22 protein-coding genes and 1 other RNA gene are annotated in these 26,889 nt (G+C 68.3%); 17 read left to right on the forward strand and 6 right to left on the reverse strand.

Annotated features, from left to right (window positions below):
• Positions 1-216 precede the first annotated feature (216 nt).
• The 12 genes from QZ294_RS08355 (at position 217) to QZ294_RS08410 (ending at position 14,456) form a co-directional block, all read left to right on the forward strand.
• Positions 217-3,750: an acyltransferase domain-containing protein gene (locus QZ294_RS08355; protein ID WP_297048905.1), complete on the forward strand. Its 3,534-nt coding sequence runs from the start codon at positions 217-219 to the stop codon at positions 3,748-3,750.
• Between the two features lie 13 nt (positions 3,751-3,763).
• A complete protein-coding gene (locus tag QZ294_RS08360) occupies positions 3,764-5,284 on the forward strand; it encodes a TolC family protein (RefSeq protein WP_297048907.1) in 1,521 nt (506 codons plus the stop codon).
• Positions 5,284-6,225 carry an efflux RND transporter periplasmic adaptor subunit gene (locus QZ294_RS08365; protein WP_297048910.1) on the forward strand — a complete coding sequence of 314 codons (942 nt, stop codon included), beginning with the start codon at positions 5,284-5,286 and terminating at the stop codon, positions 6,223-6,225. The genes QZ294_RS08360 and QZ294_RS08365 overlap by 1 nt, the downstream gene beginning before the upstream one ends.
• Entirely contained in the window at positions 6,222-7,658 is a 1,437-nt protein-coding gene (locus QZ294_RS08370) for an oligosaccharide flippase family protein (protein ID WP_297048911.1), read from the forward strand. Before QZ294_RS08365 ends, QZ294_RS08370 begins: the two co-directional genes overlap by 4 nt.
• 9 nt (positions 7,659-7,667) lie before the next feature.
• The gene (locus QZ294_RS08375; RefSeq protein ID WP_297048914.1) at positions 7,668-8,645 is read left to right on the forward strand and encodes a 4Fe-4S dicluster domain-containing protein; all 978 of its coding nucleotides are present in this window, start codon (positions 7,668-7,670) and stop codon (positions 8,643-8,645) included.
• Positions 8,642-9,136: a FeS-binding protein gene (locus QZ294_RS08380; RefSeq protein ID WP_297048916.1), complete on the forward strand. Its 495-nt coding sequence runs from the start codon at positions 8,642-8,644 to the stop codon at positions 9,134-9,136. Before QZ294_RS08375 ends, QZ294_RS08380 begins: the two co-directional genes overlap by 4 nt.
• A 137-nt stretch (positions 9,137-9,273) precedes the next feature.
• A complete protein-coding gene (locus QZ294_RS08385; RefSeq protein WP_297048918.1) occupies positions 9,274-10,287 on the forward strand; it encodes an SMP-30/gluconolactonase/LRE family protein in 1,014 nt (337 codons plus the stop codon).
• A 133-nt stretch (positions 10,288-10,420) separates the two neighbouring features.
• Positions 10,421-10,918 carry a flavodoxin gene (locus tag QZ294_RS08390; protein WP_297048920.1) on the forward strand — a complete coding sequence of 166 codons (498 nt, stop codon included), beginning with the start codon at positions 10,421-10,423 and terminating at the stop codon, positions 10,916-10,918.
• Between the two features lie 32 nt (positions 10,919-10,950).
• The gene (locus QZ294_RS08395; RefSeq protein ID WP_297048922.1) at positions 10,951-11,796 is read left to right on the forward strand and encodes a carboxymuconolactone decarboxylase family protein; all 846 of its coding nucleotides are present in this window, start codon (positions 10,951-10,953) and stop codon (positions 11,794-11,796) included.
• A gap of 67 nt (positions 11,797-11,863) precedes the next feature.
• Positions 11,864-13,147 (forward strand): aldo/keto reductase, encoded by a 1,284-nt coding sequence (locus QZ294_RS08400; protein WP_297048924.1) that lies wholly within the window; start codon positions 11,864-11,866, stop codon positions 13,145-13,147.
• Between the two features lie 23 nt (positions 13,148-13,170).
• Positions 13,171-13,812, forward strand: a complete 642-nt coding sequence (locus tag QZ294_RS08405; protein ID WP_297048926.1) for a flavodoxin family protein — start codon at positions 13,171-13,173, stop codon at positions 13,810-13,812.
• 134 nt (positions 13,813-13,946) lie between these two features.
• A complete protein-coding gene (locus tag QZ294_RS08410; protein WP_297048928.1) occupies positions 13,947-14,456 on the forward strand; it encodes a ferritin in 510 nt (169 codons plus the stop codon).
• Positions 14,457-14,586: 130 nt separating this feature from the next.
• Here QZ294_RS08410 and QZ294_RS08415 read toward each other — a convergent pair whose 3' ends face one another.
• From QZ294_RS08415 to QZ294_RS08440, 6 genes are all read right to left on the reverse strand, one after another.
• Entirely contained in the window at positions 14,587-16,092 is a 1,506-nt protein-coding gene (locus QZ294_RS08415) for a tripartite tricarboxylate transporter permease (protein ID WP_297048931.1), read from the reverse strand.
• 45 nt (positions 16,093-16,137) lie between these two features.
• Positions 16,138-16,635, reverse strand: coding sequence for a tripartite tricarboxylate transporter TctB family protein (locus QZ294_RS08420; RefSeq protein ID WP_297048933.1), 498 nt, complete (start codon positions 16,633-16,635; stop codon positions 16,138-16,140).
• Positions 16,636-16,770: 135 nt separating this feature from the next.
• Positions 16,771-17,733 (reverse strand): tripartite tricarboxylate transporter substrate binding protein, encoded by a 963-nt coding sequence (locus tag QZ294_RS08425; protein ID WP_297048935.1) that lies wholly within the window; start codon positions 17,731-17,733, stop codon positions 16,771-16,773.
• A gap of 560 nt (positions 17,734-18,293) precedes the next feature.
• Positions 18,294-19,907, reverse strand: a complete 1,614-nt coding sequence (locus tag QZ294_RS08430; protein ID WP_297048938.1) for a lipid II flippase MurJ — start codon at positions 19,905-19,907, stop codon at positions 18,294-18,296.
• Positions 19,907-22,390 (reverse strand): ribonuclease R family protein, encoded by a 2,484-nt coding sequence (locus tag QZ294_RS08435; RefSeq protein WP_297048940.1) that lies wholly within the window; start codon positions 22,388-22,390, stop codon positions 19,907-19,909. The genes QZ294_RS08430 and QZ294_RS08435 overlap by 1 nt, the downstream gene beginning before the upstream one ends.
• 76 nt (positions 22,391-22,466) lie before the next feature.
• A complete protein-coding gene (locus QZ294_RS08440) occupies positions 22,467-23,174 on the reverse strand; it encodes a Bax inhibitor-1/YccA family protein (RefSeq protein ID WP_297048942.1) in 708 nt (235 codons plus the stop codon).
• Positions 23,175-23,424: 250 nt separating this feature from the next.
• Here QZ294_RS08440 and zapB point away from each other — a divergent pair, with 250 nt between their 5' ends.
• From zapB to QZ294_RS08465, 5 genes are all read left to right on the forward strand, one after another.
• Positions 23,425-23,670: a cell division protein ZapB gene (gene zapB / locus QZ294_RS08445; RefSeq protein ID WP_297048943.1), complete on the forward strand. Its 246-nt coding sequence runs from the start codon at positions 23,425-23,427 to the stop codon at positions 23,668-23,670.
• Between the two features lie 7 nt (positions 23,671-23,677).
• Complete coding sequence (zapA, locus tag QZ294_RS08450; RefSeq protein WP_297048945.1) at positions 23,678-23,950, forward strand: cell division protein ZapA; 273 nt, start codon at positions 23,678-23,680, stop codon at positions 23,948-23,950.
• Between the two features lie 55 nt (positions 23,951-24,005).
• A non-coding RNA gene (gene ssrS, locus QZ294_RS08455) (6S RNA) lies at positions 24,006-24,190 on the forward strand.
• A 321-nt stretch (positions 24,191-24,511) separates the two neighbouring features.
• Positions 24,512-26,071, forward strand: coding sequence for a ribonuclease Y (gene rny, locus QZ294_RS08460; RefSeq protein WP_297048947.1), 1,560 nt, complete (start codon positions 24,512-24,514; stop codon positions 26,069-26,071).
• Positions 26,068-26,751 carry a TRIC cation channel family protein gene (locus tag QZ294_RS08465; RefSeq protein WP_297048949.1) on the forward strand — a complete coding sequence of 228 codons (684 nt, stop codon included), beginning with the start codon at positions 26,068-26,070 and terminating at the stop codon, positions 26,749-26,751. Before rny ends, QZ294_RS08465 begins: the two co-directional genes overlap by 4 nt.
• Positions 26,752-26,889: the final 138 nt, after the last annotated feature.

The following is a 26,889-nucleotide window of genomic DNA, read 5'->3' on the forward strand; positions in this document are numbered from 1 at the left end:
GGCGCGGAGCTGCTCCGCGCATATCCTTCGCCAGGAGAATCGCGGCGGAAATACCCACAACGTTCTATTAAGTCATGTCTAGCGCAAGCCTTGCCGCAAGGCAAGCCCGGAATGGCGCGGAAGGCCATGGGATGCCGCGGGGCGGCCGGGCTGGACATGGGCCGGGATACGGCCTACCATACCCCGCCACAGAAAATCCGCCGCAGGACATCGCGCATGCCAAGGGACGAACGCCGAACACCGCCTTGCCCGCCGCCCGCCGCCGCAACGGCCGCTCCCGCCGGAGACGCCGCGCCGGAGGCCCTTGAGGCGGCGCTGGACGGCGTGCGGTATGCGCTTTTGCGTCAGGACGGCGCCGGCTGGCGCCTCGGCAGTCTTTCGCCGCTCTGGCGGGAAGAGGCCGCCGCTCTCGGCGTTGCGCCCGACGCCCATGCGCTGGAGTCCCTTGCCGCCCGTGGCGTCTGGCTCGCGCCGGATGCCGCCGCGCCGCCGCTGGCGGTCATGTGCTGCGGCCTTGGCTCGGTCTGGCCCGGCATGGGGCGCGAACTGTACGACAATTTTCCCGCCGCGCGCGCGGCCATGGACCGGGTGGCCGCCCTGGCCGACTGGGACGTGCTCGGCCTCATGGACGAGACCGATGTGGAAGCCATCAGCCATTCACGGCGCCAGATCCCCTATCTCTTTCTGCTCGAATATGCCCAGTGGAGCCAGTTCGCCTCCCTGGGGCTGGCGCCCGCGCTCTTCTGCGGCCACAGTCTCGGCGAGCTTATCGGGCTTTCGCTCGCGGGCATCTACGGGCTGGAGGAGGCCTGGTACATCCTGGAGACCCGCGCCGGGCACATGGCCGAGCTGGAGGCCCGGGCCACGCGGGATACGGGCATGATGGCCGTCCACGCGGAGAGCGACGTCATCGACGAGACGCTGGCGAACTGGCCCGACATTTACGTCTCCAACCGCAACACGCCGCGCCAGTTCATCCTCAGCGGACCGCGCCAGTCGCTCCAGGCGGCGCGCGCGGCCCTTCGCAAGCGCCGCATCCCGTCCATGCTGCTCAACGTGAGCCTGGCCTTCCACCATCCCGGCATGCGGATCCTCCGGGACCTTTCGCAGCGGCGCCTCGGCGCCCTGGAGATGCGCGCGCCGCGCGTGCCCATGCTCAGCGGCATCACCGCGGGCCACTATCCGCACGACCAGCCCTCCATCTGCCGCTACATCACGGACCTTGACGAAAATACCGTGATCTGGACGGACTGCGTGGACGCCATGTGGCGGCGCGACGGCATCCGGCATTTTCTCGAACTGGGTCCGCAGGACACGCTCTGCGGCCTGGTGGCGGACTGCGAGCCGCGCGCCCTGTGCCTTTCCGCCGGCCGCAAGGGCAACGAGGTGGCGGCCATGCGCGCGGCGTGCGCCCGCCTCCATGCCCTGGGGCATCTTTCCTTCCCGCGCATCTGCCGGCTCGCCGCCGCGCGCCGCCCGGCGGACCCCGCGCCCGAAGACGCGGCGCCAGCGGCGCCGGATGCCTCTGTCGCCCCTGTCGCGCCCGTGGCGGGCGCCGCGCCGGATGTCCCGGCGGAGGCGCTCTTCGGGCGGGATACGGAGCAGGTCTCCCGGATACTGGAGCTGGTGGCCGAGTCCTGCGGCAGGCCCCGCGCCGCGCTGCGCCCCGAGCATGACCTGCGCTACGATCTCGCCCTGCGCTCCAGCCGTTTTCCGCTCCTGTTGCAGGAAGCCGAACGCCGTCTCGGCGTCCGGGTGGAATTTGAGGCCCTGCTCCAGGTGACCACCGTAGGCGATCTGGTGCGCGTCCTGCTGGGCGCCGGGGGAGGGGCCGCAAGCGCCCCGCGGGAGCGCGGGCGGGCCGTCCGGCGGAAAGCCCTTTTTCCGCCCCTGCGCCGTTTTGCCCTGCTGGAAGGCGGCGCGCCCCATGGCCGCCCGATGCCCCTGCCGCTGGACCCTGGCGGCACCGGCCCGGGGGTGGGACCCGGCGGCGTTTATGCCCTGTGCGTTCTGGATGCGGCGCTCCTGCCGGAACTCTGGAGCGGGCTTGCCGCGTTTTCCGCCACGCTGGGCGTGCCCCGCGCCTGCGCGCCGGCCTGCGCGCCGCTGGTCCGCGCGGGCAGCCATCTGCTGCCGCTGGAGCTTGACGCCGCGAGCGGGCCGGAAGCGCTGACGGCCGCCCTGGACGGCCTGCGTGCCGCCGAAGGGCGGCTGGATGGCATCTTTCTCGTGCCGCCGCCCGCATCGCTGGCGACCGGCGCCCCCGCCCCGCAGGGGAGCCGGGAGGACGCGCTGGCGGCGGCCTGCGGCGCGTGGCGCGCGCGGCATGCCGAAAACGGCGTCTGGTTCGCCTGCCTGCGCCGCTGGCGCGGCACACCGGCGCAGACCGCCGCGGCCCTGGCGGGAGAGGGGGACATCCTCGCTCCCGTGGGCGGCTGGATGCGGGCCATGGGCGCCGCCGGCGCCGCGCCTGTCCTGGCTCTGCTGGATGACGGGCGCCGGCCGGGCAGGGACGCCCTGGGGGACCAGTGCGCCGCCGAACTCTTTCTGGGCGGCGGCCGTTCCGTGCTCCTGACCCTGGCGGAGGCGGAGTCCGCCGCCGGGGCGCCCGCCACAGCGCGGCCCGCGCCCGAGCGGCGGCCCGCCCCCCTGATCGACAGGCCCGAACTGTTCGCTCCCGTCTATCCCGAACCCTGGGCCGGCTCCCTGCCTCCCCTGCCGCCGGAAAGCGGCCTTTTTCAGGGCGGTTGCCAGTTTTCCCGTTTCGCGGACCCGGCGCTTGCCGAACATGGCGGCCGGGCGCCCTCGGGAGCTGCCGCGTGGCTTCCCTTTTCCCGCGCGCTCCTTGCCCTGCTGCAAGGGGCGCGGCTGCTCCTGCCCTGGCTGACGGTCACGGGCTTTTCCGACGTGCGCTTTTTCGCCCCGCCGCTCCTGCCGCCGGGCATCACCCGCGAGGGCCGGGTCACGGCGCGCGCCCAGCCCTGGATCATGCATGACGGCGCCATGACGCGCATGTGCCGTGTCGCGCTTGCCATCCGGGAGCTGGCGGCCAACGGCAGGCACACGGACACCTTCGCGCCGGTGGCCGAAGGCATGGCCCTTCTGGCATCCGGTCCCCGCGAAGCGCCGCCTCTGGCTCCCCTGCCGCCGCTGCCCGGCGATGGAGGCCGCGCCGCCGGGGCGGACCTGGCGCTGGAGCCGCTCTATGCCCGCCTGGGCTTCGGGCCGGCCTGGCGGATGATTTCCCGGCTGCGCCCGGTGCGGTGCGAGGCTGCGGGCGATGTGCTGGCTGTCCATGCCGGAACGCTCAGGGCCGGGATGCGCGAGGCGGGGACCGCCGGGGCGGACGCCTCCGGGATGCCCGGCGCATGCCCCGTTGCTCCGCGGGCGGATTGGGGCTATGCTGACGCATTGCGCCTGACGGCCGCGGCCATGGAGAGCGCCCTCCTGATCCTGGAACAGGAGGGCGGCGCCCCCGCGGCCGGCCATGGGGAGGCTTCTTCGGCGGGGCGCCCGGCATGGCGGTGCGGGGGCGCGGGCTTCATCCGTTTCGGCTCCGTGCCCGGGAACGGCGCCCCGGCGCGGGAAGACGGGCGCGCGGGGGCGTGCCGCGGCGAAAGCCCCGGTCTGGAAGTGCGGCGCACCTGGGACGACGGGGACCGTGTCCGCTTTGACGCGCAGATTTCCGGAGCCGACGGGTCTGTCGCGCTGACGTTGCACCATCTGGAATTTGAACGGCCGGCGGTTTGAAGGATACACGCCCATGAGTCAGCTTTTTTCGTTTTTCCGCATCATCAGGACGCGCGGCGCCCTTGCCGGACCCTGCCGTGGAGCCGCCGGGGCGTTGCGCCGCGCTGTGCCGCTGCTGCTCGCGGCGGCCGTTCTGCTCACCGGGGCCTGCGCCTCCAACAAGGCGGGACTCAAGTCGCCGGAACTGCCCGCGCGGCACTGGCTGGACGAGGTCCCCGGCGTGCCGGTGGAGAACAAGGGCAAGCTTGAGGCCGCGATCCCCAACCTGTACGACCCTTCCAAGAGCTTCACCTTCGAGGACTGCGTTTTTCTGACCATCCAGCAGTCGCCCCTGCTCGTGAACAGCGCGGTCGATCTGGAGATCAAGCGCGTGGCGCTCACCAACGCGGTGTGGAAGTACCTGCCCGAACCGCGCATGACGCTGACGGTCTCCAACAATCTCACCCGCTACAACATGGATACCCATGACACGCCGGGCGACTACGGGCGCACCAAGCTGCGCGCCGGTTTCTACGCGGCCTTCCCCAATCCGGTGGCTACCTATTTCGAGCATCAGGTGCAGAAGGCTCTGGTCAATGTCGCCATTTCCACCCACCGCAAGGCCGTGGGCGAGGTCATCTACAAGATCGCCCAGTCGTACCTCAAGCTGGAGGCGCAGCGCAGGATCCTCGCCGTGGAAAAGGAACTCCTGCCCCTCGGCAAGACCCTCGTGGCCTACTGGCAGCAGGTGGAGGTGGTGGAAGGCCGCCAGGGCGTGGCCCTTGACGTGGCAAACCAGCGCCAGCGCGAGCGCGAGCTGACCGTCGAGAAGACCAATATGGAAGAGGTCATGCAGCGCACCCAGCTCAAGATCATCGCCGGGGTGGAGCCGCAGCAGCGCCTCACTGTGGACGCGGAGAGCGCCAACGGCATCCTGGCGGGCTTCGACGGCCACGCCCTCAAGTGGGAAGACCGCTGGAGCTGCACCGAGGACGACCTCCTCCTGCGCGCCCAGGTGAAGCTCGGCGATTTCAACATCATGGTGGCCTGGGCGCAGTATGTGCCCGACATGACGCTCCAGATCAACAATTACCCTCCGGCGGGCCAGTACCAGCCCCCCAGCGGCCAGGAAGACACCTTTCTGCACCTGAACTTTGATTTTCCGCTCATCGACTGGGGGCGTCGCTACCGCGACGTTCAGACGGCCCGCATGCGTAAGGCGCAGGCGTTCCACGAGATGGCGCGCAAGCGCACGGAATATTCCAACAAGTGGCTCCAGGCCGAACAGCGTGTGGCGCTTGCCGAAACGCAGCTCAAGCTGGAAAAGACCCGGCTCGACACCGCGGAAATGCAGTACAAGGAGGCGCGCATCTCCTTTGACGAGGGCACCGCGGAGCTGCCGGACATGGTCAGTCGCCAGGAAGCGGCCACCAATGCGCGCATTGCCTATATCCAGGCCGAGCTGGACTACAGGCTTGCCCAGCTGGAATGGATGTATCTCGCCAACCTGCTTCAGGAGCGGTTCCTCGGGCTGCCCGCCAAGGAGATTCTCTGATGTTCCGCGCCGCTTGCGCCCCGCGTGGGGTCCTGTGTTCGTGTGCCGCCGTCGTGTGCGCGGCGCTCCTGCTCTTTGCCGCCGAGTCGCGCGCCGCGGAAGCCGTCATCCTCACGGGCAAGGTGGTGACGACGGTCTCGCGCGCCGTGCCCATGCCGTTCAACGCCGTGGTGGACAAGGTGCTCGTCCAGCCCGGCGATGCCGTGGAGGCGGGCGCGCCGCTCATGCGCTACCACCTTCAGGACGAGGCGGAGCGGATCCTCCAGCGTGAAGTGACCAACGGCGCCGGCACCGAGGACCTCAAGAGCCAGGTGCTGGATCTGGAACGGCAGCTGGCGCAGACCAGCGCCGAGCGCAACAAGGCGCGCCAGCTCGTGGCCTCGGGCCTTGGCTCCAGACAGGCGCTTTCGCGGCTGGAGGCCAACGTGACCTCGCTGCGCGACCGCATCGGCCTCCTCCAGTCCACCATCCGCAAGAACGAGAGCAATTTCGCGGCGCGGCTCAAGGAACTGGGGGGCTACTACGGCCAGCCCATCACCGAGGGCGAGGAACTTCCCGACACCCTGGTGCTCACATCGCCCATCAGTGGCTACGTTCTCTCGCTGGACGCGAATCTCAACCCCGGCAATCTGGTGGGCGCCGGCGCCACGCCCATCCAGGTGGGGCAGCTCGATCCCGTCCTCATCCAGGTGCCCGTCTATGAGGCCGACGTGAACACCATCAGGGTGGGCGACAAGGCCGTGGTGGAGATCCCCTCCCTCGGCAACCGGAAGTTCACGGGCATCGTGAATGAGATCTCCTGGATCTCCACGGACATGAATGTGGCGAATCCCTCCTACTATACGGTCGAACTCACCGTGCCCAACCCGGATCTGGTGCTCAAGCCGGGCTTCAAGGCGGTGGTGCACTTCGGCGGGGGCGGGCAAGCGGCGGCCCAATGAAGCTGAAGAGCATACCGCGCCGCCTCGGCTACATCCTGGGCGCGCAATGGACGCGCGACCTCTCCTGGACAGCGTTCACCATCCTGCTTGCCCGGCGCAGCCCGGACATTCTCGGCCAGATCGTCCTGGCGCTCACCTTCGGCTATCTTGTCAAGACCGTGGCCGATGTGGGACTCAACGACTTTCTCCTTTCCACGTTTGCCCGGCGCGAGGGCCGGCCCCGCGCGCTGCTCGGCGAAGTGAGCTGGCTCAAGCTTGCCGTTCTGGCCGCGGCCCTCGGCGTCACCTGGCTCGTGACAGGCTGGCAGGACTACAGCCCGGAGCTTCGGCTCGTGGTCCTTGCCATTGCCGCCGGCCTGGGCCTGGACGCGGTGGCCGATTCCTTTTTCAATCTCTGTCAGGCGCGCGGCCGCCAGGATGTGGAGATGCGTATCCGCGTGCCCTCCGCCCTGGTGGGCATCGGCTACGGCATCGTCTGCGTGCTCGCGGGCGCGCCGCCGCTTGCCATCGCCCTGTTCAAGCCCCTTGAGGCAGTGCTCGCCATCGGTCTTTCCCTGATGGCGCTCGGGCGCAACCCCCTTGCGGGCGTGGGGTTTGCGGGCATGCTCCATCTGGCCCGCCAGATGCGCCACGGACTCATCTTTACGGGCATGGCCGCCTGCGCCATGTTCTACAACAAGATCAACGTCATCTTCCTGAAAAGTTACGGCGGCGACGCGGACGTGGGGGGCTACGGCGTGGCCTGGGAGACGGTGGAGGGGCTTTCCGTCCTTGTTTCCAGCGCCCTGCTCGGCAAGGTCATCTTCCCGCTCCTGGCGCGGCTCTGGCAGGAGAGCCGGACGGCCTTCCGCCGTCTGGCCGGGCAGACGGCCCGTTCGCTCTGGGCCGCATCCCTGCCGGTGATCTTTTTCCTCTGTGTGGAGAGCGACCGCATCCTGCCCTTCATCTACGGGCCGGACTACGCCCGCGCCGTGACCGCCCAGCAGCTGCTCACGCCCTGCCTCGCCACGGCCTTTCTGCACAACCTCGCGGCGTACGCCATGATCGGCATGCGCCGCCACAAGCTTTTGTTCGGGTTTTATCTCAGCGGCCTGGCCGTCAACATCGTCTGCTGCTGCACGCTCATCCCGGCGAGTCCGCTGGTGGGCGCGGCCCTGTCCCTGACCATTACCAAGGTATGGGTAGCCATCCTCACGGTCAGCTATTTCCAGTGGGCGGCGCGGCCCATGAGCCTGGGCCAGTGGGCGCTTATGGGCGCGTGCGCGGCCGCCAGCGTGGGGCTGTGGTGGAGCGTGGGCCTTTTTCTGCCGCGGGAAGTGGCGGAACTGGCCGGCCTGGCCCCTCTGCTCGCGCTGTTCTGGCGCTGGCGCCCGCCGCCGCCCTTCGAGAAGGCGCGGGAAGCCGACATTGACGCTGATTCCGGCAACGGCTAGGCTCAGGCCATGGAACGTCTTTCCCGGCCCTTGCGGCGCCGTTTCCTCCAGGGCGCGGCGGCACTTGCCGTGAGCGCGCTGCTGCCCGGTCCCGAAGCCTCCCGCGCGGCGGACGCGGCGGGGTCCATGGCGACCGTCATCGACGTGGATGCCTGCGATGGCTGCGGCGCCTGCGTCACCGCCTGCCGGGCGCGCAATCTCGCCCGCGTGCCGCTGCCCGTCCGCCCCATTCCCCAGCCGTATCCCCCAGGCGTCCGCATTCAGGACTGGTCGGACCGGCGCGACGCCACCGACTGCCTCACCCCGTACAACTGGCTGTATCTCCAGTCCTGCACGATCCGCACGGCCGGCGGCGAACGCAGGATCTTTTTGCCCCGGCGCTGCATGCAGTGCGTCAATCCGCCGTGCGTCAATCTTTGCCCCACCGGGGCGGCCCGGCAGCGCGCCACGGGCGCCGTCTATATCGACGGGGATTCCTGCCTGGGGGACGGCCGCTGCATCCGCTTCTGCCCGTGGATGATCCCGCGCCGCCAGTCGGGCGTGGGGGTCTATCTTGACCTTGCGCCGCGCTTTCTCGGCAACGGCCGGGTCTTCAAGTGCGATTACTGCCAGGATCTGCTCGCCCTGGGGCAGGCGCCGGCCTGCGTGACGGCCTGCCCCCGCAAGGCGCAGCACTTCGGGCCGCGGGCGGAGATGCTGGCGCTGGCGGACAGGCTCGTGCGGGAACGCAACGGCGACATCTATGGCATCAATGTCAATGGCGGCACCAACACCCTCTATGTGTCGGCGCTGCGGTTCCGGGATATCGAGGTGGAGCTGCTCCGCCAGGACCAGATCGGCGCCGGGCGCCCGAGCCTGCGGCCGGCGGGCGCCAGCATGACCCGGGAGAATGGCCTGCTCGGCCCGGTGCTGGCCGCGCCCCTCGCGGGCGCCGGGCTGGCCTGCCTGCGCCTCTGGCGCGACCGCCAGAAAGGACGGCGTCCATGAGGGAGCGCGGGCCGCTGTTTTCCTCCTTTTTTCTTGTCCTGTGGGACCTGGCCGTGGCGGCGGCGCTGTTCAGCGGCTTTGCCCACCTGCCCCTCGCCTACCGCTACGGGCTTATCGACACCTGGAACACCTCGCCCACGGTGATCCATTACTGGGCGGCGGCCTTGCTCCTGCTCGGCAGCTACGCGGGCGTGGTCTGGCAGGGCGAAAGCGGGCGGCGCTTCCGCCTTGCCGTCTGGGGGCGGCTGCGCGTCGCCCTGGTGATCCTGCTGGCGGTGACCGGCATCATCCTCATCCTCCACAATCTGGAGGATACGTCCGTCTACGGCGGCGCCTATGCGGCCTGCAAGCTCGGCCATCTGGCGTGCGCCGCGCTCTTCACGCTTTTCCTGCTGATCCGCTGCTGTCTGCGCCTGACGGGGCGCGGCCGCTGCGTCCTGCCGCTGCCCCGCGACGGGCGCCGGGGGCGTTCGGCGCCCCCGCGCTCCTGACCCCTCCGCTGCACGTCTCCGGGGCGGCCCGTGCCCCGCCGTTTGAGAGAAATGTGCTATTGATTGCAAGTTTTGCGTCTTGTCATGACACGCAGAAGATGCTGTGTTTCCACTACGCTCCGCATCGTGAGGGGACCATGAAAAAGTTTTGCCCCTATCTTTTCTGTCTGATCCTTGTCCTCCTGGCCTCCGCCGCCCGCGCCGAGGAGGGCTTCACCCATGACGCCGCCGCGTTTGGCCCCGCGCCCATCCCGCTTGCGGAACAGGGCCTGCAGACCGTGGTGGCCGCGCCGCTCAGGACGGTCAGCAGCGACCGTCACATCCTGGAGGGGGCGGTGTTCGACCGTGCGGGCACCCTCTATTTCTGCGATGTCACCGGCAGGAAGATCCTCACGCTGACGCCGGAAAACAGGCTGGCCGAGCATGTGGCCTTCGAGGAGTTTGCTCCCAGCGGCCTGGCCTTCGGCCCGGACGGCAGGCTCTTTGTGGCGGCCAAAGACCTGACGGGCACGAAGGGGTACATCCTGGCGGTTTCCGGGCCGGAAAAGACCGTGGATGTGATCGTCGATGCCGACAGGGGCTTCCTGCCCAATGATCTGGTCTTTGATGCCAGGGGTGGCATCTATTTCAGCGACTGCAAGGGGTCGAGCACGGTTTCCGGTGGTGGCATCGTCTATCTTGCGCCGGACCTGAAAACGTTCACCACGGTCATCCCCGCCATGGGGCAGGCCAACGGCGTGGCCCTCAGCCCGAACGATTCTGTCGTCTGGGCCACCGAATACGCCCGCGAGCAGTTGCACAAGGCCACCGTGCGCGACTCCACGGAGCTTGTGCCCTTCCGTTCGCATATCCCCTACCGCTTTGTGGGGCGCGGGCCGGATTCCATGCGCGTGGATGCGGACGGCAATGTCTATGTGGCCCTGATGTCGCAGGGGCGCGTCCTGATTTTCAACCCCAACGGCTTTCCCATCGGGCAGATCCTGCTGCCGGGACGCGACAGGGGGGAGAACCTGCTGTCCACAAGCCTAGCCATACATCCTCGCAAGAAGGAAGTACGCATCGTGAGCAGCAATCCGGCGCAGAGCGGGAGCGCGGACGCCGTGGTCTTCACGGCGCCGGCCTTCGCCCCCGGCATCATGCCCAACAGGTAAGGCATGCGTCATGCGGCACTCACGGTTCGGTTGACGGAGGATTTCGTCGGTGCCCGCACAGCGCAGGCGCGTCATGGACCAAAAAGCAGAACAAAAAGCCTCTACCAAAGCCTTTTGCAAAGGAGCTGGCGATATGAGCACGATCCTCGTGGCGTATTTTTCCGCAACAGGCACCACGGCGCGCGTGGCGCATCAACTGGCCGAAGCCGCGGGCGCCGACCTTTATGCCATCAGGCCCGCCCGGCCCTACAGCGCGGCGGACCTCAACTGGCACGACAGGCAGAGCCGTTCCAGCCGCGAAATGGCCGATGCCTCCTGCCGCCCCGCCCTGGCGGACGCCGTGCCGGACATGGCCGCCTATGCCGCCATCTTTGTCGGTTTTCCCCTCTGGTGGTACCAGGCGCCGCGCATCATCGAGACCTTTGTGCAGAGCCGGGATTTCAGCGGCAAGACGTTCATCCCCTTTGCCACTTCGGGCGGAAGCCCGCTGGGCGAGAGCGGCGCCATCCTGGAAAAACTCTGCCCCGGCAGCCGCTGGCTTGCGGGGCGCAGGCTGGACGTGGGCATTTCCGCGGCGGCCCTGCGCGGCTGGCTCCGGGAACTGGGCATGGCGCCCGGGGAGGAACGATGATGCGCGAAACGCGGCAAGGAAAAGCGCCGGTCATGCTGGTCGCGCTTGTCTGGCTTGTGGTGGCGGCGTCCGCGCCGGCGGCCGCCCGTACTGATGCAGGAGGAACGATCATGGACAGGGTGCAGGCAACGGAAACGAACCGGGCGAAATGGCTGGGAGAGGCTCCGTCGCCGCTTGCGGAGACGGACCCTGAACTTGCGGCCATGCGCGACCGCCTCGTCTATGGCGAGATCCTCGATCAGGGCACGCTGGACGCCCGCCAGTCGGCTCTGGTCATGCTGGCCGCCCTGACGGCGATCCAGATGTCCGCGCCCCTGGAGGCGCAGGCCGGGTCCGCGCTCCGCGTGGGTGCAAGCGCGGCGGACATCCGCGAGACGCTGTATCAGTGCGCGCCGTATGTGGGCTTTCCGCGGGTGGAGGCGGCCCTGGCCGTGGTCAATCCCGTGCTGAAAGCGCACGGCGCCGCGCTGCCGCTGGAAAAGCAGGCCACGGTGGACGAGAAGACGCGCCTTGCCGACGGCATCGCCGTGCAGAAAAAAATCTTCGGCGGCGAACATATCGACGCCCTGCGGGCCAACGCCCCCGAAGGGCAGAAGGCGGTCATCGCCAACTACCTGAGCGCCTTCTGCTTCGGTGACCTCTATACCCGCAAGGTCCTTGACCTCAAAATGCGCGAGCTGGTCACCTTCAGCGCCATCGTGGCCCTGGGCGGCTGTGATCCGCAGGCGCGGGCGCACGCCGCCGCCAATGTCAATGTGGGCAACAGCAAGCAGAACCTCGTGGATGCGCTGGCGGTCATGCTGCCGATCATCGGCTTTCCGCGCACGCTCAACGGCCTTGCCGCCGTCAATGCCGCCGTGCCCGAAACCGCGCGGTGACGCGCGCCGCCGGGTGCGTCCGTTCCCCCCCGGCAGCCGCTGCCGGAAACCCGCGAGAGGAGGACCTATGGACAGACGAGCGTTTCTCAAGGGCGGCGCGGGACTCATGGCGGCCGGGGCCATGGCCGCGGCCGCGCGGATCTCTCCGGCCTGGGCGGCCGCCCAGGAGCCGTCCAACATCCGCAATTTTCATCCGGAAATGCGCTACCGCCCCCACGGGCTGACCGGCGTGGCCGTGTCCGCCCTGGGGTTCGGCATGCTGCGCCTGCCCCTGCTGGCCGACGGCAAGACCGTGGACGAGGCGCGGACCATCGCCATGCTCCGCCACGCCATCGACCACGGACTCAACTATGTGGACACAGGCTATGTGTATCTCGGCGGCCAGAGCGAGGCCGTGACCGGCAAGGCCCTGGCCGGCGGCTACCGTGACCGGATCTGGCTGACGTCCAAGTCGCCCTGGTGGATCATGGAGCGGCCGGAGGACTTTGAAAGGTTCTTTGACGAATCGCGCCGCCGCCTGCAGACGGACGTCATCGACTTTTACCATATCCACATGATCATGCATCGCGGCTGGAAGGAAAAGGTGGTGCCCTTCAGGCTCATCGACAGGATGATGGAGCTTAAGGCCCGGGGCGCGATCCGCTTCGCGGGTTTTTCTTTCCATGACGGGGCGCCGCTTTTCAAACGCGTGGTGGACGCCAATCCTGGCTGGGATTTCTGTCTCATCCAGCAGAATTATCTCGATACCGAGCACGAGGCCGGCCTGGTCGGGCTGAACTACGCGGCGGCCAACGGCATGGGCGTTTCCATCATGGAGCCGCTGCGTAACGGCTTTCTCGTGAAACCGCCCGCCATGGTGCAGGCCGTGCTCGACGCCGCGCCCCGGCGGCGGCCGCCCGTGGAATGGGCGTTCGATTATCTCTGGAACAGGCCGGAAGTGAGCGTGGTGGTCAGCGGCATGGCTTCCATGCAGAACGTGCGGGACAATCTGGCTTATGCCGGCCGCTCGGCGCCGGGCATGCTCGATGCCGAAGACAGGGCCGTCATCGGCCGGGCGGCGCGGGCCTACCGCTCCGCGCCGGGGACCATCCCCTGCACGGGCTGCTACAACTGCATCCCCTGCCCGCAGAATGTGGCTATCGGCTACCTGTTCAACATGGTCTTCAACCAGTACAAGGCGGACGGCGACAAGGCGCGCGCCCACAGGCTTGTCAACTACTCCATGTCGCCGGTCCAGCGCGGCGACAGGCCCGGGGCCTGCAACGAGTGCGGCCAGTGCCTGCCCAAATGCCCGCAGGGCATTAATATCCCTGAGGAACTCAAGCGCGTCCGGCGCGAGCTGGAACTGTAGCCGGCGCGTGTGCGGGAGGAACCATGGACCGGCGCACTTTTTTGCAGACAGCGGCCCTGGCGGCCCTGGGGGGCGCCGTGACGCCATTGGCCGCCCCCGTGAACGCCGCCGGAAGGGAGGGAAACGCGATGAAGATCCTTGTGCTTACCGGCAGCCCCAGGAAAAACGGCAACTCCAACCTGCTGGCCGAACGCTTCATGGCGGGCGCCGTGGAGTCCGGCCACAGCGTGACGCGCTTTGACGCGGCCCACAGCGAGGTGCATCCCTGCATTGCCTGCAATTCCTGCGGCATGGACGGCCCTTGCGTTTTCAAGGATGATTTCGAGACCGTGCGCGAGCATATCATCCCCGCGGACATGGTCGTTTTTGCCACGCCCATGTATTATTTCGGCATTTCCGCGCAGCTCAAGGCCGTCATCGACCGTTTCTACGCCATCAACGGCAGGATCCACGTCCCCAAGCGCGCGGCCCTGCTCATGACCTATGCCAACACGGCGCCCTCCCAGGCCGCGCCCATTGCCGCGCACTACGAGGTTTTGCTGGACTATCTCGGCTGGCGCGACGCGGGCCGCGTCATCGCGCCCGGCGTCTGGCCCGAGGGTTCGGTGCGGGACACGCCCTATCCGGAGCAGGCGTACCGGCTGGGCGCCGGCCTGCGCGGATAGGGGGGCGCCATGCCCTGCGGCGGCGCGGATGGATGCGGGTCCGGCCCTTGTCAAACGGGACCGATGGACCTATCTTCCGAGCGCAGCGTGCCGTGAAAGACGCGGCACCGGCAGCAAGCAAAGGAGAAACTTCCATGAATGAAAAGGTCGCGGCCCTGCTCAAGGATCAGGTCAACAAGGAATTTTATTCCGCCTATCTGTATCTGGCGTTTTCCAACTACTATTACGGCGTGAGCCTGGACGGCTTCGGGCACTGGTTTGAGGTGCAGGCCCGTGAGGAGCAGGAGCACGCCATGAAGATCCTCAAGTATCTCCAGGACAATAACGAAAAGGTGACGCTGGAGGCCATTGCCGCGCCCAATGTGGACTTTTCGGACCACAAGGCGCCGCTCACGGCCGCGCTCAAGCACGAGCAGTACGTCACCTCGCTCATCAACGCCATATACCGCGAGGCTCGCCAGTGCGACGACTTCCGCACCTGCCAGTTCCTTGACTGGTTCATCGCCGAGCAGGGCGAGGAAGAAAAGAATACCAGCGACCTCATCGCCAAGTTCGAGCTTTTCGGCTCCGACACCAAGGGCCTCTATCTGCTCAATGCCGAGCTGAACGGCCGCGCCGACACCTCGGCGACGGCGGAGGCGTAAGGGCCTTCGGCGGCGAACGGCACGTTCGCGGGGCATTCTCTCACAACGCCGTTGCGGCGGGATCCTCCGGGGACCCGCCGCAACGGCGTTTTTTGTGGCGTTGGCGCATCCGTGGGGTGACGGCGCGCGTTCAGGCGCCGTGCTTTTCGCGCAGCTTCCGCTCCATGCGGTTCATGAGGAGGGGCGAGAGCAGGCCCACCACGCACAGCGCGATGAGCGCCCAGCACAACGGCGTGGAAAAGAGGATGGACGGATCGCCGTCGCTGAGCATGAGCGAACGCCTCAGCCCCCGCTCGCCGATGGGACCGAGGATCAGCCCCAGCACGATGGCGGTGGCGTTCATGTCGAACTTGCGTACCAGATAGCCGATGCCGCCGAAGATGAGCATGATGGCTACCTCCACCACATTGTTGTGGATGGCGTAGGAGCCGACCACGCAGAGCAGGAAGATGGAGGGGATGAGGATGGCGTCCGACAGGCGCGCGATGTGGGCAAAGCCCTTGCAGCCGAGCATGCCGATGCCGAGCATGAAGAACTGGACCAGCACAAAACCCGCGAAAAAGGTATAGGTCATGCCCGCATAGGTGGTGAAAAGCTCGGGTCCGGGCTGGAGGCCGTGGATGATGAGTCCGCCCATGAGCACCGCCGTGACCGATTCGCCGGGAATGCCCAGAGTGAGCATGGGGATGAGCGATCCGCCCGTGACCGCGTTGTTGGCGGCTTCGGAGCCGGCCACGCCCTCGATGGAACCCTTGCCGAACTCCTGCTTGGTTTTGGAGAAGCGCCGCGCCTCGTTGTAGCCGATGAAGCAGGCGATGGACGCGCCGGCGCCCGGCAGGATGCCGACGATATTGCCGATGATCCAGGAGCGGACGATGGTGGGCGAGATCTTTTTCACCTCGGCCCTGCTCAGGCCGAACCTGTCCTTGAATTTTGCGGCGGCGGGCCGGGCCTGGATGCGCTTTTCCGCAAGGATGAGCACCTGGGACATGGAAAACAGCCCGATGAGCGCGCAGGTGACGTTCACGCCGTTATAGAGGGTGCTCTGGCCGAACATGAAACGGGGCACGCCTTCCATGGGGTCCATGCCCACGGTGGAAATGAGCAGCCCGAGCACGCCGGACATCAGCCCCTTGAGCATGGACTTGGACGACACGCCCGCGATGATGGTCAGGCCGAAAAGCGAAAGCCAGAAATATTCCGGGCTTTTGAATTTCATGGCGAGCTGGGCCAGCGGCGGGGAGAAGAAATAGAGGGAGATGCAGCTCAGAAGGCCGCCGCAGAAGGAGGCGAAGCAGGCCACGGTGAGCGCCTTGGCCGCCTGGCCGCGCAGGGTGAGCTGGTAGCCTTCGATGGCCGTGGCCGCGGAGGCCGGCGTCCCCGGCGTGTGGATGAGGATGGCGCTGATGGAGCCGCCGAAAATGGCCCCGCAGTAGATGCCGCCGAGGATGATGAGTCCGGTGGCCGGGTCCATGCCAAAGGTGACCGGCAACAGCAGGGCCACGCCCATGGCGGCGGAAAGGCCCGGCAGGCAGCCGATGGTCACGCCCACGGCCGTTGCCGCGGCCATGAGCGCAAGATTGAGGGGACTCAAGGCTTGCAGGAAGCCGGTGCCCATAAGCGCCAGAGTGTCCATGCGTCGTCCTTGGGGGTATGGCGTTGCGGAAATCGGGACCGCGGATCAGCCGAAGAGGATGCCGCGCGGCAGGGGTACCTTGAGAAACAGCGTGAACACCGCGTAGATGAGCGCGCCCAGCACCGCGAGCGTGACCCCCATGTGCAGGGGAGGCACGCGCAGCCGCCGCATGACCGCGAGCATATAGACGAGGCCGGCCGGGTAAAAGCCCACAAAGTGCATGAGCGCGAGATAGGCCACCGAGGCGATGACGATGAAGAGGAACTGCCCGGGCACGAAATTGGCGAAGATCTCGGGCAGGTCGTTGACCAGGGCGGGCCGCGCGCCGGGACCCTTGGCGTCTCCGGGAACGTCCTGCGCCGCCCGGCCGCCGAACAGACGCCAGAGGCGCGTCCCGAGATAGAGCGTATTGAGCAGGGCAAGGCCGCCGATGAGGCAGAGCGGATAGACCTGGGCCGCGGCCTTGAGCTTGAGGGTCATGGTGAGGAAGAGCAGGCAGGTGGCATAGATGATGACCACGATGCCGATGTCGGAGCGTGTCATGCGCTGCTCCCGGAGTTTGGCGCGGTCTGCCGTTTCAACATGCGCTGCCGCCCGCGGGGGCGGCAGCCGGAGCGGGGGCGTCTTCCGGCCGCCCGGACGGGAGTCCGCTCCCGTCCGGGGTGGCGGCGAAAACGGCTACTTCTTGTCGTACAGCTTGGAGACCACGTCCTTGCAGAAAAGCTCCTGCTGGGCGATGAGGTCGGCGTAGGCCTTGTTGTCCTTGAAGTCCATGCTCAGGCCGGCCTTCTTGTGCGCGGCGATGTTCTCGGGGTCTTCCATGGTCTTGCGGAAGGCGTCCACATAGAAGTCGATGATTTCCGGCGGGGTGCCCTTGGGGGCCACCAGGCCGCGCGCGGCGCCGTACCACTTGTCATAATAGCCCTGTTCGCCCAGGGTGGGCACATCCGGCAGCTCGGGCAGGCGCTTTTCGGAAAAAACGCCGAGCACGCGCAGCTCGGGCTTGTCGCCCTTGATGAGCTGGGCCACGTCGGCCACCTTGGCGCAGGAGAAATCCACCTCGCCCTGGCGCAGGGCAAGGAGCTGGTCGGCCGTGCCGCCGTAGGGGATGGCCTTGTAGTCAAAGCCGGCGCTCTTGGCGAGCAGCTGGGCGGCGGTGTGGTTGGAGGCCTCGACGCCGTTGGTGGAGGCGCGGTAGGTGGGCTTGGCCTTGCAGGCGGCCACCAGATCCTTGAGGCTCTTCCACGGGCTGTCGGCCTTGACCACCACCACGCCGGTCTCGGAAAGATGGTTGGCGATGGGGATGACGTCGGCCACGCTGAAGGTGGAGTCGGGCAGTGTCGCCAGGGTGGTGAAGGTGGGCAGGTTGATGAAGCCGATGGTCTGGCCGTCGGGTTTGGCGTTGACAAGCTGCGTCCAGCCGATCTTGCCGTCCGCGCCGGGCAGGTTGTTGATCACCAGGGTCTTGCCCACATGCTTCTCCGCCTCGGAGGCGAGGAGGCGCGCGCCCGTGTCCGTGCCGGAGCCGGCCTTGTAGGCCACGATGACCGTCACGTCGCCGGACGGGGTCCAGGCGGCGGCCGTTGCCAGGGCCGGGCTGAGCAGCAGGGCAAGGGCGAGCAGGACGAGACATTTTTTCATGGAGGACCCTCCCGGAAAAAAGTGGCGAATCCGACGCCGGACGCCGTGCCCGGCGCGACTTGGTGCGATTCCGTCGATTCTCCTGCATCTTTGCCGTTTTGGCAAGCGTTCCCGGCGGCGGCCGCCGGACATGTGCGGCGGCAAACGGGCGCGGCTGGCGGCGCGCGGGGCGCCGCCTTCCCCCCGCACCGTTAGAGGCCGATGGCCCTTGACCCCCCGGTCGCGTTTCTCTCAATGCGCGGCATTGAGAGAAACGGATGGTGAGAAACGGGACAATTGTCTCTTCTTGAAAATTCCCGAAACCTCGAGAGACGACTCTTCCACTGTCCGCTCGAAGCGAAGCGCAGAGCGGGGCTGTCGTCGGAGGGATCCGAAAAAATAAGAATTTTTTGCGCCGGCAAGGAAGTGGGCGATTTTTGGAGGGAGTGTACTCATGTACATGACTGACAAAAATCGTCCAGTGACGCAGACGGCACAAAAAGGGCTGTTTTTGACGGATGACTTCGGCATGGCGGAAAGCCGCAACTTTCCGCATCAGGCGCGCGGGGCGCCGTCCCGCGTCAGGCATCCTGTCCCCTGTTGCGGCGCAGGCGCTCCCGGAGCGGGCGCAGGGCCATGGTCAGGAGTTCGGGAGCGAACAGCCGCGCCAGGGGCAGCGCCACCAGCGCGAAGGCCGCGCCGCTGGCCGCCAGGGCCGCGCAGGCCGCCAGAAACGGCGGCAGCGGCACCCGGGCGCGGCACAGTTCCGCCATGAACCACGCGGCCCCGGCAGCCGGCGCGGAACATGCCAGGCAGCGGGCGGCCAGGGCCGCCAGGCCATCGAAGGCCGCCGCGCCGTGACGCCGCGCCCAGATCCAGAGGAGCCAGACCACATAGACGCTGACGCTCAGGCCGGAAAGGGCGGCCACGGCCCAGGCGCCGCGCGGCACGGCGACGCAGGGATAGAGCGGCAGGCAGACAAGGGTCACGGCCGTGCCCGTGAGGGCCGGGGTCAGGGTGTCGCCGTGCGCGTAGTAGGCGCGCACAAGCACCATGTAGATGATCCAGAACGGCGTGGGCGCAAGCATGAGGCGCGTGAGCGGCAGGGCGGCCAGCGTCTCTTCCGGGCCGAAGCGGCCGCCCTGGAAGATGATGCCGAGGATGGGCCACGCGGCCGCCGCCATCCAGAGCGCGCAGGGGATGATCAGGCCCAGGCTCCCGGCAAGGGCCGCGCGCAGGGTTTTGTCGAAGCGTTCGGTCTCGCCCTCGGCCAGCAGGCGCACCAGAAAGGGATAGGAGGCCACGGCCGCCGCCTGCCCCACCAGGCCCACGGGCACCTGGGCGATGCGCCGCCCGTAGTTGAGCAGGCTCACGGCGCCGTCGCCCACCAGGCTGCCGAAGACGCGGAGGAACTGCTCGTCGAGCATGATGACCGTCTGGCCGAGCATGAGCGGCAGGGCGATGAGCAGGAACCTGCCCATGAGCGGATGCCGCCAGACCGGCGCCAGGCGCAGGCCCCCGGCGGCGGCCGCCCGCAGCGGCAGGAGAAAGGCCCCCAGCCCCGCGCCGAGGGTGACGCCCATGCAGTAGCCGGTCATGCCCATGTCCCCGCCCGCGCCGAACAGGCCTGCCGCGCCGGGGATCAGGGGCAGGAGCAGCCCGGCCGCGATGATGCAGCCGTTATAGATGAGGGGCGTGAGCGCGGGCACGCTGAACTGCCGCCGCAGGAGCAGCAGGGCGGTGAAGCAGGCGCCGGACAGGAAGAAGACCTGGGCGGGCAGGATGAGGCGCATGAAAAAGGCGAGCCGCGCGGAGGCCTCGGGGCTGAAGCCGGGCGCGGTCAGGCGCGCCAGCGGCTCTGCCCAGAGCATGCCCGCGCCCGTGAGCGCGAGAGAGGCCGCGAGCATCCAGAAAAACACGCAGGAGAAAAAGCGCCAGGCGTCGTCCTCGTCCTCCCGCAGGCGCGCCGCCAGCAGGGGGATGATGGTGATGGACATGAACCCGCCCGCCAGCAGGTAGTTGATGATGTCCGGCACCACAAAGGCCGCGAAATAGAGGTCCGCCTCGCCGCCCGCGCCGAACTGCCAGGAAATGACCTTGTCGCGCACAAGCCCCATGAGGCGTGACAGGATGGCGCTGGCCGCCAGGATGAGCGCGGCCGCGCCCATGCGTTGCCGGGCGGTGAGCAGGGCCATCAGCGTCCCCTGCCCGCGCGGGCGCCCGGTTTTCGCCGTTCGCTGGCCGGGGCGCGCCGCCCGCGGCGTTCCTCCCGGGCGGGCGTTGCCGCGCGGCGCCGTCCGCGTGTCGTGCCCGGGGCGTTTTTCCGGCTGCCGCTCCGCGGTTTTCCGCGCCGTTGTCCCGCCGCGCCGGGCGGCGGCATGTCCAGCGGCAGGAGGCGGATCTCCAGCCGCCCCATGTCCACGTTCTCCAGACGTGTCCGCACCGGCACGCCGAGCGTCCAGACGCGGCCGTGGCGTTCGCCCGTGAGGCTGAGCCGTTCGGGATCGTAGCGGTACCAGTCGTCCGTCAGGTCTTCGAGGCGGACCATGCCCTCCACGGGCATGCCCTCCAGCTCCACAAAAATGCCGAAGGGCGTCACGCCGCTGATGACGCCGGAAAAGTGTTCGCCCTCATGCCCGGCAAGGCACAGGCAGGCGAGGCGGCGCGCCATTTCCCGTTCGCAGTCCATGGCCGCGCGTTCGCGGCGGTTGAGCTGGTCGCCGATACGCACCAGCCGTTGCCCGGCGGGGATCTCGCCGCAGGGCCGTCCCAGGGCCGCCTTGAGCGCCCGGTGGACGAGCAGGTCGGCATAGCGGCGGATGGGCGAGGTGAAATGGCAGTACGCGGCCGAGGCAAGCCCGAAATGGCCGATATTTTCCGGCTGGTAGCGGGCCTGCGGCAGGGCGCGCAGACAGAGCCTGTCGACCACGAACTCCTGCGGGCTGCCCTGGGCGCGGGCAAGGATGCCGCGCACGGCGCCGGCGTCCGGCCGGCCGTCGCGCCGCAGATGCGGCGGCAGGCTCTCCAGGGCCGTGGCCTCCAGAGTGGCGAAGAGCGCTTCCAGGCGTTCGGCGTCCGGTTCCGGGTGGACGCGGTAGAGAAATTCCGGTCCCCCCCCGGCGCCGAGCCGGCGGGCCACGGCCTCGTTGGCGGCGATCATGAATTCCTCGATGAGCCGGTGCGCGTCGTGGCGTTCGGCCACGCCCACGCCGGTCACGCGGCCGCTGTCGTCAAACTCGTAGCGGGCCTCGGGCAGGTCGAAGTCCAGTCCGCCCCGGGCGAGCCTGGCGGCGCGCAGGACGCGGTAGAGGGCAAATGCCTCCTCCAGCATGGCGAGCACCTCGGCGCCGCGCGGCGCCCGGCACAGCCGGTCGCGGACCGCCCCGTCGCGGTCGGACACGGCGGCCCTGACCTCGTCATAGGTCAGGCGCGCGGCGGAGCGCATGACCACGGACGCGAAACGGGGCGCGCCGGGGCGGCCGTTTTCGTCCAGCGGAAGCTCCACCAGCAGGGCGAGACGGTCCTCTCCGGGGCGCAGGCTGCACAGGCCGTTGGAAAGGGCGGGCGGCAGCATGGGTTCTACGGAACGGGGGAAATACCAGGAGTTGCCGCGCGCCAGCGCCTCGGCGTCCAGAGCGCCCACCGCGCCCCGGCCGGGGCGCACATAGTGGCTCACATCCGCGATGGCTACGCGCAACAGCCACCCGCTGTCGCGCCGCTCCACATGGACGGCATCGTCAAAGTCGCGCGCGTCCGCGCCGTCGATGGTCACCAGGGGCAGGTCGCGCACATCCTCGCGTCCGGCGAAATCCGCGGGACCGGGCGCGGCGGGGAGGCGCGCCGCCTCGGCCAGCGCCGCCGGGGGGAACTCGCGCGGCGCCTCGTGATTGAGCTTGACCAGTTCCTCCTGGACGGCCACGTCGTCCTCGCGGCCGTAGGCGCCCACGAGGCGGGCGCTCCAGAGGTCCGAGGCCAGTTCTTCCTCCGGCGCCACCAGCAGAAGCTCTCCCGGTTCGAGGCGCGGGATGCCCGGACCGTCCGGGCGCTCTCCCGGGGGCGCTTCCGGGGGCGCTTCCGGGGGCGCTTCCGGCAGCCGGACGCTGAAATCGACCGGGATCCGGTCGTCCGCCGGGCGGCAGAAGAGCGTGTCGCCTGTGCGTCGCACCAGATGAACCGGCACTTCCTGGTGCGCCCGCTGGAGGATGGCCGTCACGCGCCCCTCGGGCGCCCGGGCCGCGTCCCGTCCCGGCCGGCGTTCGCGGCGGCCGCCGTGGCCGCGCGTGCCGGGCACCAGGACCGCGCGCACCAGGTCCCCGTGCCAGGCGCCGCCCCGTTGGGCGGGATGGATGAACAGCTCGGGACCGCTGCCGCCGTCTTCCCGGAGCGGGCTGACGAAACCGCCGCCGTCGCGCAGGGCGCGGTAGCGGCCGGTCACGGTCAGCAGGCGTTCCGGCCGGGTCCAGAGTCCGCCGGCAAGCCGCAGGAGCTTCCCTTCGCGGGCAAGGGCGGCCAGTTCCGCCTCCAGCCGCTTTTTCCCCTGGCGCGGGATGCGGGCCGCGCGCAGAAGGCCGTCCAGGCGCAGGGGGCGCGCCTGGCGGTCAAAAATATGCAGCAGTTCTTCACCTGCGGGAACCGCGTTCCGCGGGTCGCCGCCGCGTTGTTTTCCGGAGTTTTTCATGGCGTCTGAAAAAGAAAGACAGGGGCAAAAGGCGTGCCCTTTGCCCCTGTCTTTGCTCGCGTGTCTGTGGCGCTGCCTAGTCGCGGTTGCCGCCGAAGAGCTGGAGCAGCATGAGGAAGATGTTGATGAAGTCCAGATAGAGGGTCAGCGCGCCGAGGATGGCCCCGCGGCGGATGGCCGTGCCGTCCTCGAGGGGCGCGGCCTCGCCGAAGCGGCGCAGCTTCTGGGTGTCATAGGCCGTGAGGCCCGTGAAGATGAGCACCCCGAGGCAGCTCACGATGAAGTTCATCATGCTGCTCTGGAGGAAGATGTTGACCACCATGGCGATGATGATGCCGATAAGCCCCATGAACAGGAAATTGCCCAGGCCCGTGAGGTCGCGCCTGGTGACGGTGCCATAGACGGTCATGGCGAGGAAGGTGCCCGTGGTCACGAGAAAGGCCGTGCCGATGGACGCGATGGGATAGACCACGAAGATGGACGAGAGCATGGCCCCGGTAAGCGCCGAATAGAGCAGGAACAGCCCGGTGGCCGCCCCGGCGGAAAGTTTGTGGATGGCCGCCGAAAGCGCGATGACCAGGCCGAACTGGGCCACCACCAGCAGGATGAGTACCAGGCTGTTGCCGAGGATGGCGTCGCGGATGGCGGGCGTGCCGGCCACGCCGTAGGCCACCACCGTGGTGAGCGCAAGCCCCGCGGTCATCCACTGGTACACGTGGCGCATATAGACGGAAACGGCGCTGCCGACGCCGCTCTGGGCGATGGTATTGGGGAAGGGTGCCATGGAAAGCCTCCGGGTGAAGGGGGAATGGCCGCGGACCATGGCGGCCGCCAGAACGGGCGGGGCGGGCCGCGCGGCCGGGGGCGCCCGGCGCGCCCCGCGCCGGAACGTCCCGGACTGTTCTTCCAATATATAGGATTTCCCCGGCACAAGGCAAGGCCCGCGCAGGGGCGGACCCCCGACGCCGGGGGAAAGAGGCGCGCGCGGAAGATGCGCCTTGCCAAGACCCGCGGCGCGGTGGTAGTGTGGAGCCATGGAACTTCTGGAACAGCTTGAGGCGCGCGTCGCCGAACTCCTGGCCCGGCTGGATCGTCTGCGGGCGGAGAACGCGCACCTTCGCGCCGAGCTTTCCGCTCTGGGCGTGGAATCGTCCGGGCTGGAAGAAGAGAACCGCAGGCTGCATGACTCCCTCGCCCGAGAGGAAGGGCGGCGCGCCGAGGCGCTCCAGCGCATCGACGCCCTGCTGCGTAAAATCCAGGAGCATGACAGCGTCGAGTAGGCTATTTGTGAGTGACGACAACATCAACCTTACCGTTCTTGGCTTTGACATCGCCTTTCGGGCCGGGGCCGACATGGAGCGCGCCCGCGATGCCGCCCGTCTGGTGGAGGAACGGTTTGCGACCCAGAAGTTGAGGTTCCGGGGCGGACAGAGCAGGGAAATGATGCTCGCCTTCCTGGCCCTTGGCCTGGCGGATGACCTGTTGCAGTTGAAGAAAATGCAGAATGACGCGCGGCAGCGCATCGCCGCGCTTCTTGCACGGATAGAGAATTCCGAATAGGTGGCGGGCCGCGGGCGGCCGAGAGGTCGCCGCCCGCCCGCACAAGGAGCGGCCATTTTCCCTGGAGTCCCCGTGATCCGCGCCTCGGCGCTAACCTGACAAGCACATGCAAAAGGGCGTCGGTCTCTGTGCCCGTGTGCAAGCCCGCCTTGGGCGGGAAGCCTGACGGCAGCATACGGACGCCCGACCTGGGAAACCAGGTTCTGCACCGCAGGCGTGACACGGTTCTCTGGGGTTTTTGAAAGTTCGCGGGATCTTCTTTCGAGGTTGCCGGCCTTGTCCGCAACCCCGGAAACCAGAAGCGGGCACCGGCGTCATGCCGTGCGGCAACTGGTTTTCGTGCCGTTCCGCCCGGCAGCCCCTGCCGGTGGCGGCGCCGGCCCCGTTTCGCGGGGCGCGGCATCATTCTGACGGGCCGCTTTCGGCCTCGCTTCATCCATGCTTCCGGTCCGTTCCGACCGCCGGCCGCAAGGGCTTGCCGCCCCGGCATGATTTGCGGCGTCCGCGCGGCGCCGTCCATTCGGCGGTTTCGGGCCGCCGAACTGAAGCGAGGCTGGTTTCATGGATCCTATCATCATCGCGGCGCTTTGCGCGGCCGTCCTGGCGGGGGCCTTGGGCGGAATGCTCGTACAGCGTCATCTCGCGGCCAAGCGCGTCGGCGATGCCGACGAACTGGCCCGGCGTATCGTGGAAGAGGCGCGCAAGGAGGCCCAGGCCCAGAAAAAGGAACTCCTCCTCCAGGGCCAGGACGATCTTTTCAACCAGAAACGGGAGCTGGAAACCGAATTCCGCGAGCGCGAACGCGACGTCAAGCTCCGCGAGCGCAAGCTGGACGAAATGGGCGGCCGCCTGGAGGAAAAGCTGGAAAAGGCCGCCGCGCGCGAGATGGACCTGCTCGCGGCGGAAAAGGAGCTTGCGCGCAAGGAGCGCGAGCTTTCCGAATCCGAGGCCTTCCTGCAGGAACGCATCGGCGAGGAGGAGCGCCGGCTTTCGGAGATCGCGGGACTCACCCCGGACGAGGCCAGGGCCCGCCTTCTGGCGGACATCGAGGCGCGGACGCGGCACGAATCGGCCAGGATGATCCGCCAGATCGAGACCCAGGCCAGGGAGACCGCCGACCGCAAGGCCAAGGACATCCTGTGCAACGTCATCCAGCGCTATGCGGGCGACTATGTCAACGAGCAGACCGTCACCGCCGTGACCCTGCCCAGCGAGGACATGAAAGGGCGCATCATCGGGCGCGAGGGCCGCAATATCCGCGCGCTGGAGGCCGCCACCGGGGTCGACCTCATTATCGACGACACGCCGGAGACGGTCATCCTTTCGGCCTACAGCCCCTTGCGGCGCCAGGTGGCGCGCATGGCGCTGGAACGCCTGATCCAGGATGGCCGCATCCACCCGGCGCGCATCGAGGACATGGTGCAGAAATGCCAGCAGGAGCTGGATGTCCAGGTGCGCGAAGTGGGCGAACAGGCCACGTTCGACGCGGGCGTGCACGGCATCCATCCCGAGATCGTGCGCCTGCTCGGGCAGCTGCGCTACCGCACCTCCTTCACCCAGAACGTGCTCCAGCATTCGCTGGAGGTTTCCGCGCTCTGCGGCATGCTGGCGGCCGAGCTTGGCATGGATGTCCGCAAGGCCAAGCGCGCCGGCCTGCTCCATGACATCGGCAAGGCCGTGGACCATGAGGTGGAAGGCCCGCACGCCCTCATCGGCGCGGATATCGCCAAAAAATACAACGAAAGCGCGGACATTATCCACGCCATCGCCGCCCACCACGAGGACCAGCGCCCCTCCACGGCGCTGGCCGTCCTCGTCCAGGCGGCGGATTCCATCTCCGGGGCGCGGCCCGGCGCGCGCAAGGAGCTGCTGGAAAATTACGTCAAGCGCCTGGAGGATCTCGAGGGCATCGCCACGAGCTTTGAGGGCGTCACCAAGGCCTATGCCATCCAGGCCGGGCGCGAGGTGCGCGTCATGGTGGATGCGGAGAGCGTGGACGACGACGCCACCTATCTGCTCTGCAAGGACATTGCCGAAAAGATCGAGAAAAACCTCACCTATCCCGGGCAGATCCGCGTGACGGTCATCCGCGAGCGCCGGGCCGTGGGGCTTGCCAAGTGACAGGATCCGCCGCGGTCCTGGTGGAGACGCTGGACGCGGCGGCCGCCGTCCTTCTTGCCGCGGCGGCTGCCTGGCGGGCGCGCGGCTTTGGCGCGCATCTCACTGGCGCCGTGGTGCTCGGCTGTGTTTCCGGACTCATGGCAGGACTCGTGCGCGAGGGCCTGCTGCACGGGGCTGCGGGCGCGCGGCTGGTCCTGGGCGCGCTCCCCGGGCCGGCGCTGGCGGGGGCGCTCCTCGGGGCGCTGGCGGCCGCGGGCGCTTCGGCCCTGGCGCGCACGAGGGTCAACGGCGCGCCCGCTGTCGCCGGGCGCAGCCTCTTTTTCTGGCTGGACAGCCTAGGGCTTTTTCTGGCGGCCTCTCTGGGCGTTTTTTGCGCCCTGCGCGAAACCGGGGCCACGGCGTCCCTGGCGCTGGGCCTTCTGGCCGGGCTTGCGCCGGGCTTCGTGCGGGATGTGGCCCTGGGCGATACGGCGCGTCTGGTGGAGCAGTCCTGGTATGCCACCGCCGCCGCCCTGGGGTCCATGGGCACCATCCTGCTCCTCATCCTGCCGCCGAGCTTCGGCGCGGCCTGGCCTGTGCCGGAGGCATGGGCCTGGGCGTGGCCCTGGTGCAGCGTGCTCGGCGGCGTGGCCGTGGCCCTGGGCTTGCGGCTGTGGCGCGCAGGCCGCGAAGTTGACTGAGCCATGGCCGCCGCGACAGATTTTTTTGCGTTTTTGCAAAAAGTTTCTTGACAGCGGGCAGCGACATGCCTATTGTCTGCCTCCGCGCCAAGAACAAGCCGGGTGAAAAAAAGAAATTCGCCGGGTCTTGACAGGGCG

The sequence above is a fragment of the uncultured Desulfovibrio sp. genome, from assembly GCF_910584445.1.
Lineage (GTDB): Bacteria > Desulfobacterota > Desulfovibrionia > Desulfovibrionales > Desulfovibrionaceae > Desulfovibrio.

Excerpts from the sequence above, each read along its gene's own strand:
- QZ294_RS08395 (WP_297048922.1), top strand. The coding sequence starts at position 10,951 with ATGCTGGTCGCGCTTGTCTGGCTTGTGGTGGCGGCGTCCGCGCCGGCG.
- QZ294_RS08370 (WP_297048911.1), top strand. The coding sequence starts at position 6,222 with ATGAAGCTGAAGAGCATACCGCGCCGCCTCGGCTACATCCTGGGCGCG.
- QZ294_RS08420 (WP_297048933.1), bottom strand. The coding sequence starts at position 16,635 with ATGACACGCTCCGACATCGGCATCGTGGTCATCATCTATGCCACCTGC.
- QZ294_RS08365 (WP_297048910.1), top strand. The coding sequence starts at position 5,284 with ATGTTCCGCGCCGCTTGCGCCCCGCGTGGGGTCCTGTGTTCGTGTGCC.
- QZ294_RS08380 (WP_297048916.1), top strand. The coding sequence starts at position 8,642 with ATGAGGGAGCGCGGGCCGCTGTTTTCCTCCTTTTTTCTTGTCCTGTGG.
- QZ294_RS08390 (WP_297048920.1), top strand. The coding sequence starts at position 10,421 with ATGAGCACGATCCTCGTGGCGTATTTTTCCGCAACAGGCACCACGGCG.
- QZ294_RS08430 (WP_297048938.1), bottom strand. The coding sequence starts at position 19,907 with ATGGCCCTGCTCACCGCCCGGCAACGCATGGGCGCGGCCGCGCTCATC.
- rny (WP_297048947.1), top strand. The coding sequence starts at position 24,512 with ATGGATCCTATCATCATCGCGGCGCTTTGCGCGGCCGTCCTGGCGGGG.
- QZ294_RS08405 (WP_297048926.1), top strand. The coding sequence starts at position 13,171 with ATGGACCGGCGCACTTTTTTGCAGACAGCGGCCCTGGCGGCCCTGGGG.
- QZ294_RS08355 (WP_297048905.1), top strand. The coding sequence starts at position 217 with ATGCCAAGGGACGAACGCCGAACACCGCCTTGCCCGCCGCCCGCCGCC.
- zapB (WP_297048943.1), top strand. The coding sequence starts at position 23,425 with ATGGAACTTCTGGAACAGCTTGAGGCGCGCGTCGCCGAACTCCTGGCC.
- QZ294_RS08425 (WP_297048935.1), bottom strand. The coding sequence starts at position 17,733 with ATGAAAAAATGTCTCGTCCTGCTCGCCCTTGCCCTGCTGCTCAGCCCG.
- QZ294_RS08435 (WP_297048940.1), bottom strand. The coding sequence starts at position 22,390 with ATGAAAAACTCCGGAAAACAACGCGGCGGCGACCCGCGGAACGCGGTT.
- QZ294_RS08410 (WP_297048928.1), top strand. The coding sequence starts at position 13,947 with ATGAATGAAAAGGTCGCGGCCCTGCTCAAGGATCAGGTCAACAAGGAA.
- QZ294_RS08360 (WP_297048907.1), top strand. The coding sequence starts at position 3,764 with ATGAGTCAGCTTTTTTCGTTTTTCCGCATCATCAGGACGCGCGGCGCC.
- QZ294_RS08375 (WP_297048914.1), top strand. The coding sequence starts at position 7,668 with ATGGAACGTCTTTCCCGGCCCTTGCGGCGCCGTTTCCTCCAGGGCGCG.
- QZ294_RS08440 (WP_297048942.1), bottom strand. The coding sequence starts at position 23,174 with ATGGCACCCTTCCCCAATACCATCGCCCAGAGCGGCGTCGGCAGCGCC.
- QZ294_RS08415 (WP_297048931.1), bottom strand. The coding sequence starts at position 16,092 with ATGGACACTCTGGCGCTTATGGGCACCGGCTTCCTGCAAGCCTTGAGT.
- QZ294_RS08400 (WP_297048924.1), top strand. The coding sequence starts at position 11,864 with ATGGACAGACGAGCGTTTCTCAAGGGCGGCGCGGGACTCATGGCGGCC.
- QZ294_RS08385 (WP_297048918.1), top strand. The coding sequence starts at position 9,274 with ATGAAAAAGTTTTGCCCCTATCTTTTCTGTCTGATCCTTGTCCTCCTG.